The organism is Candidatus Poriferisodalis sp., assembly GCF_965208925.1.
Lineage (GTDB): Bacteria > Actinomycetota > Acidimicrobiia > Acidimicrobiales > Poriferisodalaceae > Poriferisodalis.
Window position 1 is genome coordinate 820,778 of sequence record NZ_OZ242364.1, and the last position, 15,127, is coordinate 835,904.

A 15,127-nucleotide genomic window follows, 5' to 3' on the forward strand; every position below is an offset into this window, starting at 1 on the left:
TCGCAGTGTCCCGGAGCGTCAGCGACGCTCGCAGTGTCCCAGAGCGTCACACACGCTCGCCATGCCTCCGTGCGCGTCTGCCGCCGAATGTACCGGTGCCGATCCGGCGGTGCACGGCGCTGTCGAGCAAGCGCTAGCTGCCGTCGCCGGCCGAGGAGTCGTACGCCCGAATCTCCGCCAGATTGCGATATTTCTGCGCCAAGTCGAGCCCGTAGCCGATCACCCAGACGGGCGGCAAGCGGAACCCGATGTAGTCGACGAGGCCGTTCAGGCTGCCGTTGTGCTCGCGGGTCAGCAGCGAGCAGACCGCCAGGCTGGCAGGGCCGCGGGCCAGCAGGCTGCGACGCAGGTAGGACAGCGTGAGACCGCTCTCGACGATGTCTTCCACCAGGATCACGTCACGCCCGGCGATGTCGATGTCGAGGTCCTTGAGAATGCGCACGACGCCGCTGGAGCGGGTGCTGCTTCCGTACGACGACACGGCCATGAAGTCCATCTCGACCGGCAGGTCGATCGCGCGGCTGAGGTCGGAGGCGAACATCACCGCCCCCTTGAGCACCGCCACCAGCAGCGGCTGGCGGCCCGCGTAGTCGGCGGTGATCTGCGCGCCCAGCTCGGCGACCCGCTCGGCGATCTCGGGGCCGGAGACGAGGACATCGCCGACGTTGGGATCGCCGGCCAGCATCGAGTCGAGGTCGCTGGCCGATTCCTCCGAAGCCGAAGCGCCTGACGCCGATACCCCTGCCACGTGCGCCGAACCTAGCGGTTATGCGTTTCGGGTGGCGGAAACGTCATGGGCTCAGGCTCACGCTTCCCGCTCTTGTTCCCGATTCTCATTGGATGCGGGCTCACGGGCCGCTCGGGCCACGGCTTCGCCTGGCGGCTCAGCCTCCAGGCGATCGGCCGAGCGGCTGACACGCCGCCCGCCGCCGATCTCGGTGGCGCGGTGGGTGTGCCTGGCCACCTCGAGCACACGCTCGACTGCGCCGGCGTCGGGCGGATGATCGGTGCGCAGCCATGCCCGGACGGCTCGCCGAGCCAGGGCCACGGGCGCGTCCCGCAGCTCGGAGGCACTGGCGGGATCGATGTCGGCTGCCAGCGCATCGAGCAGATCAGCATCGGCAGCCGCCAGCCCGGATCCACGGGCCAGCAGCGGCACCACGTCGCGCCCGGCGATGTCGCAGAGCAGCGGGATCACCTCGTGACGGACACGGCTGCGCCAGAAGCGAGGGTCGGCATTGGATGGATCCCGCACCGGCTCGTAGTCGACGAGCTCGCAGACCCGCTCGGTCTCGCTGCGCCGCAGCCCCAGCAGCGGCCGCCGGTCGGCTCTCATGGCCGCGAGTGCATCGAGCGCGCCGCCGCGCAACAGCTGCAGCAGCACTGTCTCTGCCTGGTCGTCGGCGGTATGGCCGAGCAGTGCGTCGGGACCGAGCGCGGCGTGGCGGGCCTCCCGAGCCCGCGCCTGCAGATTCGCCCCCGGCTCGACGTCCACGTGCGTCACGCTGAACCCCGCCCCGAGCCGGTCGCACAGCGCCTCGACACGCGCCGCTTCTGCCGGTCCGGCGTCCCGCAGTCCGTGATCGACATGGACGGCGGTGACGCTGCTGCCGCTGTGCTGGGCAAACATGCAGGCGAGCACCAGCAGCGCAGCCGAATCGGCGCCGCCCGACACTGCGCACACCAGCGCGGGGCTGGTGACGTCGGCGAACGTGCAGCGGTCCACCAGGCATGCGAGTTCGTCTGAGCCCCCTGATGCATCGCCCGCGGCGCTGGACGGCGCGGCAGGGGAGCCGGCGGCCGTCACTCGCTGCGAGCGAGGTGCGGCGGCTCGATCAGGCCGCTGGGACACGCTCCAGCCAGGCTTGAGGGTCGCGGATCTCCGCCATGGACGGCAGGTGCTCGACGCGTTCCCAGATCCTGTCGACCGCCCGGGGGCCGCGCTCGGCCTCGATCTGGGCAATGAAGTCTTCACCGGCCTGGTACTGCGCCAGCTTGGCTTCGATGCCCAGCAGGCGCTGGATCAGCCGCGCCATGCCGCGCACATTGCGGCGCCGATGGTGCATCACCACGGCAAACCGGTCGGCATCGGGAATGTGCCCGCGGGCGGCCCGCGCCATCGTGACGTCGCCGTGCCCTTCCACCAGGCTCATCATGCCGCCCACCTGGGCGATCAGATCGCGCTGATGGTCGGTGGCGAACACTGCCGCCAGCCCTCCCTCGCCCAGCAGGTCTGGACTGTCTTGACCTGAGTGGTTGCGGCGCAGGGCCATCAGGTTGCGAAGGCCCTCGCGCATGCGCTCGGGATCGGGCTGGGCCTCGTCGACCAATCCGTTCACCAGCTGCAGAAAGTGCGGCCGCAGCCACGGCACGCCGGTGAACTGCGAGCGGTGCGTCAGCTCGTGGAGCGCCAGCCACAGGCGGAATTGCGCCGGCACGAATGCGTAGCGCTTCTCGGTGACCAGGATGTTCGGGCCGACGAAGTAGACGGTGTCTCCCGCCGTGCCCGCTGGGGCGGCGCCCGTGCCGTCTGGGCCGCCGGTTGTTGCAGCTTCGTCGTCTGAGGCCCAGAGCAGGTCGTACTGGCCGAGCACCCTGCGTGCCATCCAGCCCAGCACCGAGCCCAGCTCGGCCGCGCCCAGTGTGCGCGTCACCCGCGCAGACGTCGCCGACTCAGCCTCGGCGGTGCCATCGGCACCGGCCGGCGCGCCCAGCAGCGGCTGCAGCAGGCGCCGGAATGCTGCGATGTTGGCGTCGATCCAGCCGGTCCTGTCGATGACCTCTGCGTGCGCCTCGCCGGGCGCTTCCAGCCCGGTCTCGATGGCCACCAGCTCGGCCGCAACCGGCACGAATCGGGCGAAGTCCTGTCGCAGCGGCTCAGCGAGATAGGACTGGTACAGCGGCTCGGTGCCCGCGACCCGTACTGCGATGCGGCGCGCCAGATCCCAGTCGACGTGCTCGTCGGCGGGATCGCTCATCTCGCCTTCAGCGCTTGGGGTACCGCGGCGCAACCACCTTCTGGACGTAGCCCGCGACCAGCTTGGCGACGGTCGCCACCGTCACCACGGTGAGCGGGACCGCCAACCAGTAGTGCCAGACCTGCGCACCGAGAAGCTCCATGGCGCAGATATTAGTGGTCAGGTCTGCGAGAACCCCCTCGTGAGCCGCGAGCCCTCGCTGGTACCGTGATCCGCCGATTGCCCGAGTAGCTCAGTGGCAGAGCGGCTCTCTCGTAAAGAGCAGGTCGTGGGTTCAATCCCCACCTCGGGCTCGCCGGCCGCCCCCCAGCCCGCTCGAGGCCGAGGCTTGAGCGGTGTCAGTGGCCGAGGCGGATGAACAGGCAGCTCAGGGCCAGACGCTGGTTGGCGTTGAAGCGCAGCGCCTCGGCGGCGTCGCCGATGGCGTCCAGCTGCCCGGCGGCCGCCTCGGCCCGCAGGCGGCCGTCGCTGGCTTCCTCCCGGATCTGCGAGGCCAGCACCTCCAGCCCCATCGTGAGCTCGTCGGTGCGCACCCGGCGCAGTTCGCGGCGGTGTCGTTCGTCGAGTGAGCTGCGGCCGACGTTGGTCCCGTACAGCTCGGCCTGCTCGTCGGCTGCTGCTCGCTCGGCCTCGTGGCGGGCTTCGAGCGGCGCCGCTGCCTGCTCGGTCGCCTCCAGCGCTGCATCCACTGCCGCCATCGCCGCGGACGCCGTGCCGTTCAGCGAGCTCCGCAGGCGGCGCCACGTCTCGATGCGCACCGCAGCGTCGTCGTCGGAAGCGAGCAGGCGGGCCCGATCGATCGAGCCGCCGGCCGCAGCTGCAGCGAAGCTGGCCCGGCCGTGCTCGATGCCTTCGGCGACCAGCAGCGCTTGCAGATCGGTGTCGCCCAGCGCCTCGAAGTCGACGCGTGCGCAGCGGGAGGCGAGCGTCTCCATCGACCGGTTGACTTCCTCCGCGAGCAGCACGAAGACGGACGACCGCGGCGGTTCCTCGACGGACTTGAGCAGGATCGGCGCGCTCAGCGCGGCACGGTCGACGTCGCAGAGCACGATGACTTTCTGGTCGCCGGCGACGGGCGCAGCCGCGGCGGCGCGCACTGCTTCGCGGGCCTGCTCGGCCGTCATGGCCGCACCGACGCGGTCGAACACGAGCAGATCGGGATGCTGCTCGGCGAGTGCGAGGCGGCGCTCGCGTTCGGGAGTCGCACTGCGGCCCGCCAGCAGTTCCCCGGCGAACCGGCACGCTGCGCCGCGCAGGCCAGCGCCGGCGGGGCCGACGAACAGGTAAGCCGGCAACGGCGAGGCGAGCGCAGCCTGCAGGCGGTCGACGGCTGCCGGCTGGCCGACAATGCCGTCCAGCAGGTTGCCGACCGGCGCCTCATCGACAGGCTGCTGGTCAAGCGCTGACGGAGCGTCAGCCGGCAGCGGCGAGGGTGGCGGGGCCTCGGCCGGCAGCGGCTTCTCGGTTGCTGCCGGCGTCGATCCAAGCGCGGGCTCCGGCTGGTCAGACTGCACCGGCGCGCCGTCGGCCGGGGGCGGCGATCCTGGTGCTTCATCGGCCCGCGGCGGCGCCGGTGCATCGCCGAGGTCGAACAACGACAGTTCTGCCGGTTCGGCGCTGCCGGCTGCGCTGCCGTCGCCGTCGTCGCCAGATGTCGCGGCCATGGCGACGGCCTAGCTCGCCATCGCGGGATGCGTCGAGACAGCCTCGATCACGCGCGCCGCCACCTCGTCGATACTGCCGGCGGCATCCACACGAACCCAGCGGTCAGGTTCCGCTTCGCACAGCTCGCGATAGCTGCGCCACACACGCAGCGCGAACTCCAGTTCCTCGCCCTCGAGCCGGTCCGGACCCCCATCGGACGGCTGATCGCTGGGCTGATCGGCGCCTTGTTCGGCCTCTGGCGCAGATTCGAGCAGCGACATCTGCTCGCCGCCGACCCGATCCAGTCGGTGCACACGACGGTCCGAATCCGCGAGCGGCACGTCGAGCAGCACCACCACGTCGGGCAGGATCACGTCTGGCAGGTCGCCGGAGGCGCCGGCGGGCCTGCGGCAGGCGTAGTCGATCAATGCCCGGAGCTCGTCCAGCGGCAGTCCCCGCCCGTAGCCCTGATAGGCCAGCGTGGAGCCGTAGGACCGGTCGGTGACCACGTCGCGGCCCGCCTCCAGTGCCGGCACGACGACCGTGGCGATGTGCTGCGCCCGGTCGGCGCAGAACAGCAGCGCCTCGGTGCGCGCCGAGGGTGCTTCGCTGGGCTCGGCATGCAGCAGCACCTCCCGCAGCGCCTCGCCGAGCGGCGTTCCGCCCGGCTCGCGGGTGAGGACGGCATCGAGGTTCGACGCCAGCATCTCGGCCTGCGTGGACTTGCCGCTGCCGTCAAAGCCTTCCAGCGCGATGTAGCGGCCGCGGGCGGTCATGAGCCGTCCCCGGCATCGCCGACAGCCTGCGGTGCCCTGCGACCCTCGCCCCGCCGGCTGCGCAGCGACAGGGCGGCCAGCACGCCTGCCATCAGGATCAGCAGTGCGCCCAGCCACAGCGCGCCCCGCACGCCGGGCAGCGCGAGCACCGAGTCGCCGATCCTGATCTCGTTGTCGAACGCGACCTCGAAGAGCCACTGGAAGCCATCGGACAGGAAGCCCCCGGCCGCCATGGAGATCAGCAGGCAGAAGCGCACCAGCGTGTACATGGCCGCAAAGACCCGCCCGCGCAGCACCTCCTCCACGTTCTCGTGCAGCAGCGTCAGCCCGGTGACGTACACCGAACCGGCCGCCAGCCCCAGCAGCAGCACCCCGCCCAGCACCAGCAGCGTGATGGACACCGAGGCGGCAAACAGCAACGAAACACCCGCCAAGAAAACAGAGAACACAAAGAGGCGGGCGCGCCCCTCCGCGGCAAGCGCAGATTGACGGCCGAGGTAGTTCGCGGCGCTCTGCAGCAGCGTCACGAGCGCCACCCCACCGCCGACGCCCAGGCCCATCGCCACCAGGATCGAGCTGAAGCCGGCGCTGCCGGCACCCAATACCTCGTCGTTGAACACTGCGCCCAGCGGCACCAGCATGCCGCCGCCGATCATGCCGGTGCCCAGGCCCACCAGCACGGCACGCACCTGCGGGTTGAGGGCGATGAAGTCCCAGCCTTCGCGCAGCTCGCGGAAGCCCTGGCGCCAGTCGATGCGGCGGCCGGTGTCGCGTTTGCGATGCGCTGCGGTGATGTGCGGGGACAGCGGCAGCGTCGCGATGATCGCGGCGGCAATGAGGAAGGTGGCCGAGTCGAGGACCAGCGACATCTCCACCTGGCCGATGTCGGTCCAGCCGATCAGCTCGCCCAGCTTGGCCATGAGGGCAAAGGCGCCGGCGCCCAGCGGGAACGTGCCGTACGCAGCGACGAGACCCAGCGAGTTGGCTGCGGTGAGGTGCTGGGCCGGCACGATGTTGGGGACGATCGCCTCCTTGGCCGGGCTCCACAGCGAGGTGGCCAGCTCCAGGGCCAGCGAGGCCAGCACCAGCAGCCACACCCGGTCGATGAACGGGATGGTCAGCAGCACGCTGGCCCGCACGATGTCGCAGATCACCAGCAGCCGTTTGCGGTTGAAGCGGTCCACGATGATGCCGCCGGCTGATGCCAGGAAGAAGCCCGGCAGCACCCGCGCGGTCACCACCAGTGCGATGGCGGAGCCTGGCTGATCGCCGCCGATGCGACGCGCCACCTCGATGGTGGCCAGCAGCCCGATCCAGTCGCCGAACGAGCTCACCACTTGCGCTGCCCACAGGCGCAGGAAGCCCGGCGCTGCGAACAGTCCCGGCTGCGGCGCCCCGGCGTCGTCAACGTTCTCGGCACCGGCGTCGTCAACGACTTCGGCGTCGGCGTCAGGCGCCTCCGAGTCCCCGAACGACTGCATCGAGCGGTCCGAATCCATGGCACTCAGCAGACTAGAAGCCGGGCGCTCCCTGCTACCCCGGTTTCTTCTTGGCGGGTGATTTCTTCGCAGCCCGCTTGCGCGCAGGAGCCTTCTTGGCGGCACCCTTGCGCGCTCCTGCCTTCTTCTTGGCCGACTTCTTCTTGGCGGGCTGCTTGCGCCGGGCCGCACGCTTCTTGGCCGGGCCCTTGGCACGCCGCATCGCCAGCAGCTCGGCTGCACGCTCCACGGTCAGCGTCTCGGCATCGTCGCCCTGGCGCAGCGAGGCGTTGTACTCGCCGTCGGTCACGTACGGTCCGAAGCGGCCGTCCTTCAGCACCATCGGCTTGCCGCTGTCGGGGTCCTGGCCGATCTCGCGGCCCGCATTCGCCGCCTGCTGGCCCCGGCGGCGGCGCGGCTGGGCGAGCAGCGCCAACGCCTCGTCCAGCGTGAGCGTGAAGAGCTGCTCCTCCGAGTCGAGGCTGCGGTTCTCTGCCTTCGCATCGCCCACAGGCGCCTTGGTGAGATAGGGGCCGAAGCGGCCGTTCTGCACTGTGATCTCGGCACCATCCGCCGGATCGACGCCGACGGTGCGCGGCAGCGTCAGCAGCTGCAGCGCGTCTTCCAGCGTCACGGTCTCGGGCGTCTGACCGGACAGCAGCGAGGCAGTGCGGGGCCGGTCGTCGGTCTCGTCGGGCCTTCCCACCGACACGTACGGCCCGAAGCGCCCGGGCCGCACGATGATGTCGAGGCCGCTTGCCGGGTCGGTGCCCAGCACCCGTTCGGTGGGTGCGGCGAGCAGCTCGAGTGCGCGTTCGATGGTGAGCTCGTCGGGCGCGAGGTCGTCGGGCAGCGGCCGGGTGGCGTCGCCGCGCCGCAAGTACGGTCCGAAGCGCCCGACCCGGGCAACCACCGGCTCGCCGTCGTCATCGGTGCCGATAGGGATGCTGTTGATCTCGGCTGGGTCGATGTCTGCCAGCCGGTCATCGGAGACGAGGTAGCGCAGACCGCCGGCCGCCTCCGGCGTGGCAGCGCCGTCATCGCCGAAATAGAACGCAGTCAGCCACGGCTGGGCGTCGCGCTCGCCGCTCGCGATCTCGTCGAGGTCCTCTTCCATGCGAGCCGTGAGCGCATAGTCGACCAGGTGATCGAAGTGCCGCTCCATCAGGCCCACGGTGGCGAACGCGGTGAACGCCGGCACCAGCGACGAGCCCTTCTTCCACACGTACCCGCGCGCCTGGATGGTCTCGATGATGCTGGCGTAGGTGCTGGGCCGGCCGACGCCCAGCTCCTCGAGCCGCCGCACCAGCGACGCCTCGGTGAACCGGGCGGGCGGGCTCGTGCTGTGCTCGGCCGGTTCCAGCGACAGTGCGGTAGCTGCATCGCCCGCGTCCAGGTCGGGCAGGATGCGCTCTGGCTCCTCGTCGGCACCGGCCGGCGGCGGTGCGTAGACGAGCCGGAATCCGGGGCTGCGCACCACGGTGCCAGCGGCGGACAGCTCGACATCGTGGCGGCCGGCTGCCGGCGAGCCTTGCGACAGCGACGCCGGCAGGTCGCATGCTGCCGTGCAGGCCAGCCGGATCGTGACCGTCTCGCCGGTTGCGTCGATCATCTGGCTGGCCACGGTGCGCTGCCACACGAGGTCGTACAGGCGGGCGGCGTCGCCGCCGAGATCGCTGACGCTGCCCGGCGCGGGCCAGCTCTCGCCGGCCGGGCGGATCGCCTCGTGCGCCTCTTGGGCATTCTTGACCTTGCGGGTGTAGATGCGGGGCTCCGGCGGCAGGTTGTCTTCCCCGTAGCGGCCGGCGACGATCCGGCGGGCCGCGCCGAGCGCCTGCCCTGACAGCGTGGTGCTGTCGGTGCGCATGTAGGTGATGCGGCCGTTCTCGTACAGCCGCTGGGCGGCGGCCATCGTGCGCGAGGCGGAGAAGCCCAGCCGGGCACCGGCTGCCTGCTGCAGCGTCGAGGTGATGAACGGCGCCGGCGGCCGTCGACGGTAGGGCTTGGATTCGCGCGAGGTCACGGCGAACTGCGCTCCGGCCAAGGCATCGGCGAGCGACGCCGCAGCGCCGGCGTCAAGAACGGAAACAGTGTCTGCGCGCAGCTCGCCTTGCTGATCGAAGTCACGACCGGTGGCGATGCGGCGCTCGTTCAACGACACCAGCGATGCGTCGAACTGTTCGCCGGCGGGTCGGCCCGACGCCGCGCCCGCTGCTGCACCGGGCTGGGCTTCGAGCGTGGCGGTGATGCTCCAGTACTCCGCTGCCCGGAACGCCATCCGTTCCCGCTCGCGCTCGACGATGAGCCGGTTGGCCACGCTCTGGACCCGCCCTGCGGAGAGCCGGGGCGCGACCTTGCGCCACAGCACCGGCGAGACCTCATAGCCGTAGAGCCGGTCGAAGATCCGTCTTGCTTCCTGTGCATCCACTAGCCGCCGGTCGAGATCGCGGGGGTTGTCGATGGCATCGCGGATCGCCGCGGCGGTGATCTCGTGGAAGACCATGCGACGCACCGGTATCTGCGGGTTCAGCACCTCGAGCAGGTGCCAGGCGATGGCCTCGCCCTCGCGGTCCTCATCGGTTGCGAGGTAGAGCTGATCGGCGGTGCGCAGCAGCGACTTCAGGCGCCGCACCTGGTCGCGGGCCGTCACCACGTACAGCGGTTTGAAGCCGTCGTCGGGGTTCACGCCCAGCGTCGCCCACGACTCCGACTTGTAGGCGGCGGGCACCTCGGAGGCATTGCGCGGCAGGTCGCGGATGTGGCCCACCGACGACTCCACCACGTACTCGTCGCCCAGCAGGCGCGAGATCGTGCGCGCCTTCGCGGGCGACTCGACGATGACGAGAGAAGTGGCCATGGAGATCCGGGGTGAGCAGCGCCCGCTCAGCGACGCTGATCGGTACAGCGCCGGCGCGGACAGCGCCGGACGGTAGCGCAACTGTTTCAGTTAACAGCAGCGGAGCGCGGTTACGCGGATGCCTGCCGGCTGCCCAACCGATGCAGTCCAGCCGCAACCGCGGCCGCGACAACAGCTGCCACGATCGCCACCGCCAGGTCGGATGCAGGCGGCGCGCCGAGCGCAGCATTGCCGAAGCCCTCGGCGTCGGCATCGCCCACCGGCCACGGCCACAGCACCCGCAGCGACCCCGCCATCAGCCCCATCAGCACGGCAATCACTGCATCCCGCCACCGCTCCAGCAAACGCTGCAGCAGCCGCGAGAACAGCCCGAGACCCAGCACCGCGCCCATCCCGAACAGCACCACCGTGCCGACATCACGGTCCGACACCGCCTCGGTGATCGGGTCGTACAACCCCATGAGCAGCAGCACAAACGCCCCGGAGATACCAGGCAGGATCATGGCGCAGATAGCAAGCGCCCCCGCGCCGACAACCACCACAGCAGCAGGATCGCCAACACTCCCAGCCCGCACCCCCAGCACCACAAACACCACCACCGCCACCACCACGACGATGACCGCAAGGCCCGGCCGCCACCGGCTCACCTGTGACCTCGTGGTCACCACCGTCATAGCGACCAGGCCAAAAAAGGCCGCCGACAGGCCCACCGGCTGCTCATCGATTAACCACCGCACCGCCTCGACAAGCGCAATGATCGCAATGCCGATTCCAGCGACCAGAGCGACGAGAAAGGCCCACTCGGCACGCAGCGCCATCGCAAGCGCGCTACGCAGCCGACCCCGCAGCACTTGGGCGGCAGCAGCGCTCAAGTGAGCGATCTGCCCGACCAGCCGGTCATAGATCCCCAGCAGCAGCGCCACCGTGCCACCAGAAACGCCCGGCACGACGTCCGCAGCTCCCATAGCCAGCCCCCGCGCCAGGTTCGTGAGCACCCGCCAGGACATCGATCCGAACCTAGACGCGGAGAGTCCCCGGGCGATAACCCGGGGACTTCCGCTGACAGCAGAGAAGGTGCCGCGAGGCGACTCAGCCCATGGCCGAGTGTCAGCCGCTCGAAACCACGTCGTCCAGCGCCATGCCTGGGCCCCCGTGTTCGGAAACGTCGAGGCCCACCATTTCCTCCTCCGCCGACACTCGCAGCCCGATGGTGGCCTTCAGCACCCCGAACAGGATCATTGAGGTCACGATGACCCACACGGCCACGATCACCACCATCAGGAACTGCACGATCAATTGCTCGATGCCGCCGCCGTAGAACAGGCCGGCGTTCTCGCGGCCCAGGAACGCATCGTCATAGCGGGCGAACAGGCCGATGGCGAGCGTGCCCCACATGCCGGCCGCGCCGTGGACGGCGAAGGCGCCGACCGGATCGTCGATCTTCAGCTTGCGGTCCACGAACCCGACCACGACCACCACGATGAGCCCGGCGATGAACCCGGTGATGATGGCTCCCCAGGGCGTCATGGTGCCGCAGCCGGCGGTGATGCCGACCAGGCCTGCCAGCGCCCCGTTGCCTGCCATCGGCACGTCTGGCCGACCGGTGCGCAGCCAGTTCAGCGCCGTTGCACCGATCGTGCCGGCGCATGCGGCCAGCACCGTGTTCAGCGCCACGAACATCACGAACTCGTCGGCTGCGAGCTCCGAGCCCGGGTTGAAGCCGAACCAGCCGAACCACAGGATGAACACGCCGAGGATGGCGAGCGTCACGTTGTGGCCCGGGATGTTGCGTGAGGTCCCGTCGGCTGCGTACTTGCCGATGCGTGGGCCGAGCATCCGGGCACCGACGAGGGCGATCCAGCCGCCCACGCTGTGAACGATGGTGGAGCCGGCGAAGTCGCTGTAGACGGCGTCGCCGATCGAGATGTTGGCGATGAGGCCGCCGCCCCAGGTCCAGTGGACCACGATCGGGTAGATGATGGCCGTGGTCACGAGGCTGAAGATCAGATAGGTGCTGAACTTGGTGCGCTCCGCCATGGCGCCCGAGGCGATGGTGACCGCCGTGGCGGCGAATACGGCCTGGAAGAAGAAGTCAGTGGAACCCGACAGGCCCTCGGAGATGTCGAAGAGGTCGACGCCCGACAGGGCGAACGAGCCCCAGCCGAATGCGCTGTTGCCGTCGCCCCCGTAGGCCAGCCCGTAGCCCACCAGGAAGAACGCCAGGATGCCGATCGATGCGTCGGCGAGGTTCTTGGCCATGATGTTGGCCACGTTCTTCGAGCGGGTCAGGCCCGACTCGAGCATGGCGAAGCCGGCCTGCATCAGGAAGACGAGCACGCCGGCGATGAACACCCACAGGTTGTCCATGACCGCCTGCACCATCTCGGCGGACAGCGAATCGTCCTGCGCGCCGGCTGGTCCGGCGAACAGGAACAGGCCGCCCAGGGCGCCCGCGATGATGACGAACAGCTTGCGTTTCATGGCCAATCTCCTAGGACTCGGCTGGCGATTGCTGGCTGATGTGGGGAACCTAGGAATGGCGTGTTGCGCGAGGGTCACCTCGCTGTGACCGCTGGATGCACAGCGCGGGTCGGCGCTGTTGCGGAGATGTTTCGACCGGGTTTCCCGCTCCTGTTCGCTCCGCTCACGGGCGGCTCGGGCTCGGGCGAGCTGGGGCGCTTGCGCCTCAGTCGGCGGGGTAGCGGAGCCTGGGGCCCGCTTCGGCCCAGTCCATGTGATCCCGGATGTACTCGTTGGCCGGGTCTCTGGGCGGCAGGTAGTCCCAGCCCTCGCCAGCGGCGGCGTGCACCACTCGCCGCGCTCGCTGGGAGGCCACCACCTGCTCGCGGATGGCTGCAGCGTCCCAGCGCTGCGCAACCTCAGCGGCGAAGGCAGCCGACAGTTCCGCCAGCTCGGGCGACCCTGCCAGGTTCCGGTGCTCGGCCGGGTCGGCAGAGAGGTCATAGAGCAGCGGCGGGTCGGTGTCGCAGTGGATGTACTTGTAGCGGCCGCGGCGGATCATGAACATCGGATGTGAGGTCAGCTCGCCCATGTACTCGCCGATGGTCTCGTCGACCGGATCGCGGCCTCCGGTAGCGGCCGGCCACAGGCTGCGGCCGTCGAGCGGTGCACCCGTCTCGACAGCCGGACCGCCCTCCATGTCGCCGAGCGCCAGCTCCATCAGCGTGGGCGCCAGATCCAGCAGGGAGCACACGTTGGGCACCCTGCCCGGAGCGATGTCGGGCCCGGCCATCACCAGCGGGACGCGGGCCGAACGCTCGAAGAACGACATCTTGAACCAGGTGCCCCGGTCGCCCAGCATGTCGCCGTGGTCGCTGGTGGCGATCACCACCGTGTCATCGGAGTGTCCGGTCTCGTCCAGAGCGCCCAGCAGCTCGCCCAGCCACCAGTCGAAATAGCTCGTGTTGGCGTAGTAGGCGTGGCGGGCGGTGCGGCACTGCTCCTCGGTCCAGCCCACGGTGTCGGCCTCGATGCCGGCCCGGATGCGCACGGTGTGCGGATCGAGCTCGCCAGGCACCGGGCCCGGCAGGTCGATCTGATCGTGGTCGTAGAGGTTCCACCACTCGGGCCGTGCCACATAGGGGTCGTGGGGGTGGATGAACGCCACCGCCAGGAAGAACGGCCGGTCGTCGGGTTCGCGAGCCAGGTCGTACACGCACCGGCGGGCAGCGAACCCGACCTCGTCGTCGTAGTCGATCTGGTAGGTGGCGAGTGCCTGGCCGGCCCCCGAGAGGCTGTCCATGTTGTGATACCACTTGTCGATCCGCTCGCCGGCCGCATCCCAGTCGGGCGTCCATGCGAAGTTGGCGGGGTAGATGTCGGTGGTGAGGCGCCGGCTGAAGCCGTGCAGCTGGTCGGGGCCGACGAAGTGCATCTTGCCCGCGAGCACGGTCCGGTAGCCCGCCAGGTTCAGCCAGTGCGCCATGGTGGGCGCCGCAGCGCTCCACTCCGCCGCGTTGTCCCAGGCGCCGATCCGCGACGCCGCTCGGCCCGTCATCATCGAGTAGCGCGACGGTGCGCACAGCGGCGACGGGCAGTAGGCCGCATCGAACCGGACGCCCCGCTCGGCGAGCGAATCCAGCGACGGCGTCTGCACCAGCGGGTGGCCGTAGGCGCCGGTGAAATGCGGCGCAAGCTGGTCCGCCATCACCAGCACGATGTTGGGCGCCGTCATCAATCGCACAGTACGCCTGCCGGCCTCCAACGCGCGCCAGTGCGCGGTATCGGGGCATCGCGGGCGTGCTATGGTTTCCAAAACCGTCTAAATGGCCTGTTTTGGCGGGGGACACAAACCGGGGGGTGCCCATGTCCGAAGAACGCACATCCGGCGAGCGAGCTCGCCGACACCCAAGGCTGAGCAGACCGAAGCTGCTCCTAGCGATCGTGGCAGCGCTCGCTCTGGTTGCCGCTGCCTGCACGGGCGGCGACGATGACGGCGGCGACGATGGCGGCCTCGGGTCGCAGACCACGATCACCCTGGCGGCGAATCCGTGGAACGGCTCGGCCTTGAATGTGGCCGTCGCCGCGCAGCTGCTCGAGAGCGAGCTCGGCTACGACGTCGAGATCGTCGACATCGATGAGAACGCCCAGTGGGCAGCCATCAACACGGGCGAGATCAGTGCGTCGCTCGAGGTGTGGCCGTCGGGCCACGCGCAGAACGTGATCGACTTCATCGACAACGCCGACGCCAACGTGGACAACGCCGGCCTGCTCGGCCCGGTCGGCAAGATCGGCTGGTTCACGCCGACCTACATGATCGAGCGCCATCCGGAGCTGGCCACATGGGAGGGCTTCGCCGACCCGGCGCTGGCCGGCCTGTACGCCACAGCCGAGACCGGCGACCTGGGGCAGTTCCTGGGCGGTGATCCGAGCTTCGTCCAGTACGACGAGGACATCATCAACAACCTGGGCCTGCCGATGCAGGTGGTGTACGCCGGGTCCGAGGCTGCGATCCTGGCAGCGGTCGACGCGGCCTACAGCCGGGAGGACCCGATCCTGGTGTACCTGTGGACGCCCCACTCGGCGTTCAACAGCTACGACCTCACCAACGTGCTGCTGCCGGACTACAGCGATGACTGCTACGCCACCGCAGACGCCGGCGGTGTCGACTGCGACTATCCCGCCGACGTCCTGTTCAAGATCATCGATGCGAGCCTCGCCGAGAACGCCCCCGCAGCGGACGCCTTCCTGCGAGCCATGAACTACGACAGCGCGGACCAGATCTCCATGCTGGCCGCCGTGGAGGGCGAGGGCATGTCGATTGACGATGCCGCCGCCCAGTGGATCGCAGACAACGAGGCAACCTGGAGCGCCTGGCTCCAGTAGCCCGCCAGCGCTCACATCCTCCTAGGGCGCTGACCCGTCGGCGTCGGC

At 69.8% G+C, this 15,127-nt stretch carries 12 protein-coding genes and 1 tRNA gene; 2 read left to right on the forward strand and 11 right to left on the reverse strand.

Features of this window, described 5'->3' with window-relative positions; translation table 11 throughout:
• Positions 1-133: 133 nt before the first annotated feature.
• The 4 genes from hpt to ACOGI5_RS03520 are packed head-to-tail and all read right to left on the reverse strand — an operon-like array spanning position 134 to position 3,120.
• Positions 134-748 (reverse strand): hypoxanthine phosphoribosyltransferase, encoded by a 615-nt coding sequence (hpt, locus tag ACOGI5_RS03505; protein WP_419863087.1) that lies wholly within the window; start codon positions 746-748, stop codon positions 134-136.
• A 57-nt stretch (positions 749-805) separates the two neighbouring features.
• Positions 806-1,852 carry a tRNA lysidine(34) synthetase TilS gene (gene tilS, locus ACOGI5_RS03510; protein ID WP_419863088.1) on the reverse strand — a complete coding sequence of 349 codons (1,047 nt, stop codon included), beginning with the start codon at positions 1,850-1,852 and terminating at the stop codon, positions 806-808.
• A complete protein-coding gene (locus tag ACOGI5_RS03515) occupies positions 1,836-2,978 on the reverse strand; it encodes a zinc-dependent metalloprotease (RefSeq protein WP_419863089.1) in 1,143 nt (380 codons plus the stop codon). Before ACOGI5_RS03515 ends, tilS begins: the two co-directional genes overlap by 17 nt.
• Positions 2,979-2,985: 7 nt before the next feature.
• Positions 2,986-3,120 (reverse strand): hypothetical protein, encoded by a 135-nt coding sequence (locus ACOGI5_RS03520; RefSeq protein WP_419863090.1) that lies wholly within the window; start codon positions 3,118-3,120, stop codon positions 2,986-2,988.
• Between the two features lie 79 nt (positions 3,121-3,199).
• Here ACOGI5_RS03520 and ACOGI5_RS03525 point away from each other — a divergent pair.
• Positions 3,200-3,271, forward strand: a tRNA-Thr gene (locus ACOGI5_RS03525).
• A gap of 45 nt (positions 3,272-3,316) precedes the next feature.
• Here ACOGI5_RS03525 and ACOGI5_RS03530 read toward each other — a convergent pair.
• From ACOGI5_RS03530 to betC, 7 genes are all read right to left on the reverse strand, one after another.
• Positions 3,317-4,642, reverse strand: a complete 1,326-nt coding sequence (locus ACOGI5_RS03530; protein ID WP_419863091.1) for a hypothetical protein — start codon at positions 4,640-4,642, stop codon at positions 3,317-3,319.
• Between the two features lie 9 nt (positions 4,643-4,651).
• On the reverse strand, positions 4,652-5,398 hold the full coding sequence (tmk, locus tag ACOGI5_RS03535) for a dTMP kinase (RefSeq protein WP_419863092.1): 747 nt from the start codon (positions 5,396-5,398) through the stop codon (positions 4,652-4,654).
• Entirely contained in the window at positions 5,395-6,897 is a 1,503-nt protein-coding gene (locus tag ACOGI5_RS03540) for an MFS transporter (RefSeq protein ID WP_419863093.1), read from the reverse strand. Before ACOGI5_RS03540 ends, tmk begins: the two co-directional genes overlap by 4 nt.
• A 34-nt stretch (positions 6,898-6,931) precedes the next feature.
• Positions 6,932-9,733 (reverse strand): type I DNA topoisomerase, encoded by a 2,802-nt coding sequence (topA, locus tag ACOGI5_RS03545; RefSeq protein WP_419863094.1) that lies wholly within the window; start codon positions 9,731-9,733, stop codon positions 6,932-6,934.
• A gap of 110 nt (positions 9,734-9,843) precedes the next feature.
• Positions 9,844-10,740: a DUF368 domain-containing protein gene (locus ACOGI5_RS03550; RefSeq protein WP_419863095.1), complete on the reverse strand. Its 897-nt coding sequence runs from the start codon at positions 10,738-10,740 to the stop codon at positions 9,844-9,846.
• A gap of 100 nt (positions 10,741-10,840) precedes the next feature.
• Complete coding sequence (locus tag ACOGI5_RS03555) at positions 10,841-12,214, reverse strand: ammonium transporter (RefSeq protein WP_419863096.1); 1,374 nt, start codon at positions 12,212-12,214, stop codon at positions 10,841-10,843.
• Positions 12,215-12,419: 205 nt separating this feature from the next.
• Positions 12,420-13,928 carry a choline-sulfatase gene (gene betC / locus ACOGI5_RS03560; RefSeq protein ID WP_419863097.1) on the reverse strand — a complete coding sequence of 503 codons (1,509 nt, stop codon included), beginning with the start codon at positions 13,926-13,928 and terminating at the stop codon, positions 12,420-12,422.
• 209 nt (positions 13,929-14,137) lie between these two features.
• On the opposite strand from betC, the gene ACOGI5_RS03565 reads away from it, so the two are divergent.
• Positions 14,138-15,079 carry a glycine betaine ABC transporter substrate-binding protein gene (locus ACOGI5_RS03565; protein WP_419863098.1) on the forward strand — a complete coding sequence of 314 codons (942 nt, stop codon included), beginning with the start codon at positions 14,138-14,140 and terminating at the stop codon, positions 15,077-15,079.
• The last annotated feature ends 48 nt before the right edge of the window (positions 15,080-15,127 follow it).

Coding starts and splice junctions, on each gene's coding strand:
- tmk (WP_419863092.1), bottom strand. CDS start 5,398: ATGACCGCCCGCGGCCGCTACATCGCGCTGGAAGGCTTTGACGGCAGC.
- ACOGI5_RS03555 (WP_419863096.1), bottom strand. CDS start 12,214: ATGAAACGCAAGCTGTTCGTCATCATCGCGGGCGCCCTGGGCGGCCTG.
- betC (WP_419863097.1), bottom strand. CDS start 13,928: ATGACGGCGCCCAACATCGTGCTGGTGATGGCGGACCAGCTTGCGCCG.
- topA (WP_419863094.1), bottom strand. CDS start 9,733: ATGGCCACTTCTCTCGTCATCGTCGAGTCGCCCGCGAAGGCGCGCACG.
- ACOGI5_RS03515 (WP_419863089.1), bottom strand. CDS start 2,978: ATGAGCGATCCCGCCGACGAGCACGTCGACTGGGATCTGGCGCGCCGC.
- ACOGI5_RS03540 (WP_419863093.1), bottom strand. CDS start 6,897: ATGGATTCGGACCGCTCGATGCAGTCGTTCGGGGACTCGGAGGCGCCT.
- ACOGI5_RS03550 (WP_419863095.1), bottom strand. CDS start 10,740: ATGTCCTGGCGGGTGCTCACGAACCTGGCGCGGGGGCTGGCTATGGGA.
- ACOGI5_RS03520 (WP_419863090.1), bottom strand. CDS start 3,120: ATGGAGCTTCTCGGTGCGCAGGTCTGGCACTACTGGTTGGCGGTCCCG.
- ACOGI5_RS03530 (WP_419863091.1), bottom strand. CDS start 4,642: ATGGCCGCGACATCTGGCGACGACGGCGACGGCAGCGCAGCCGGCAGC.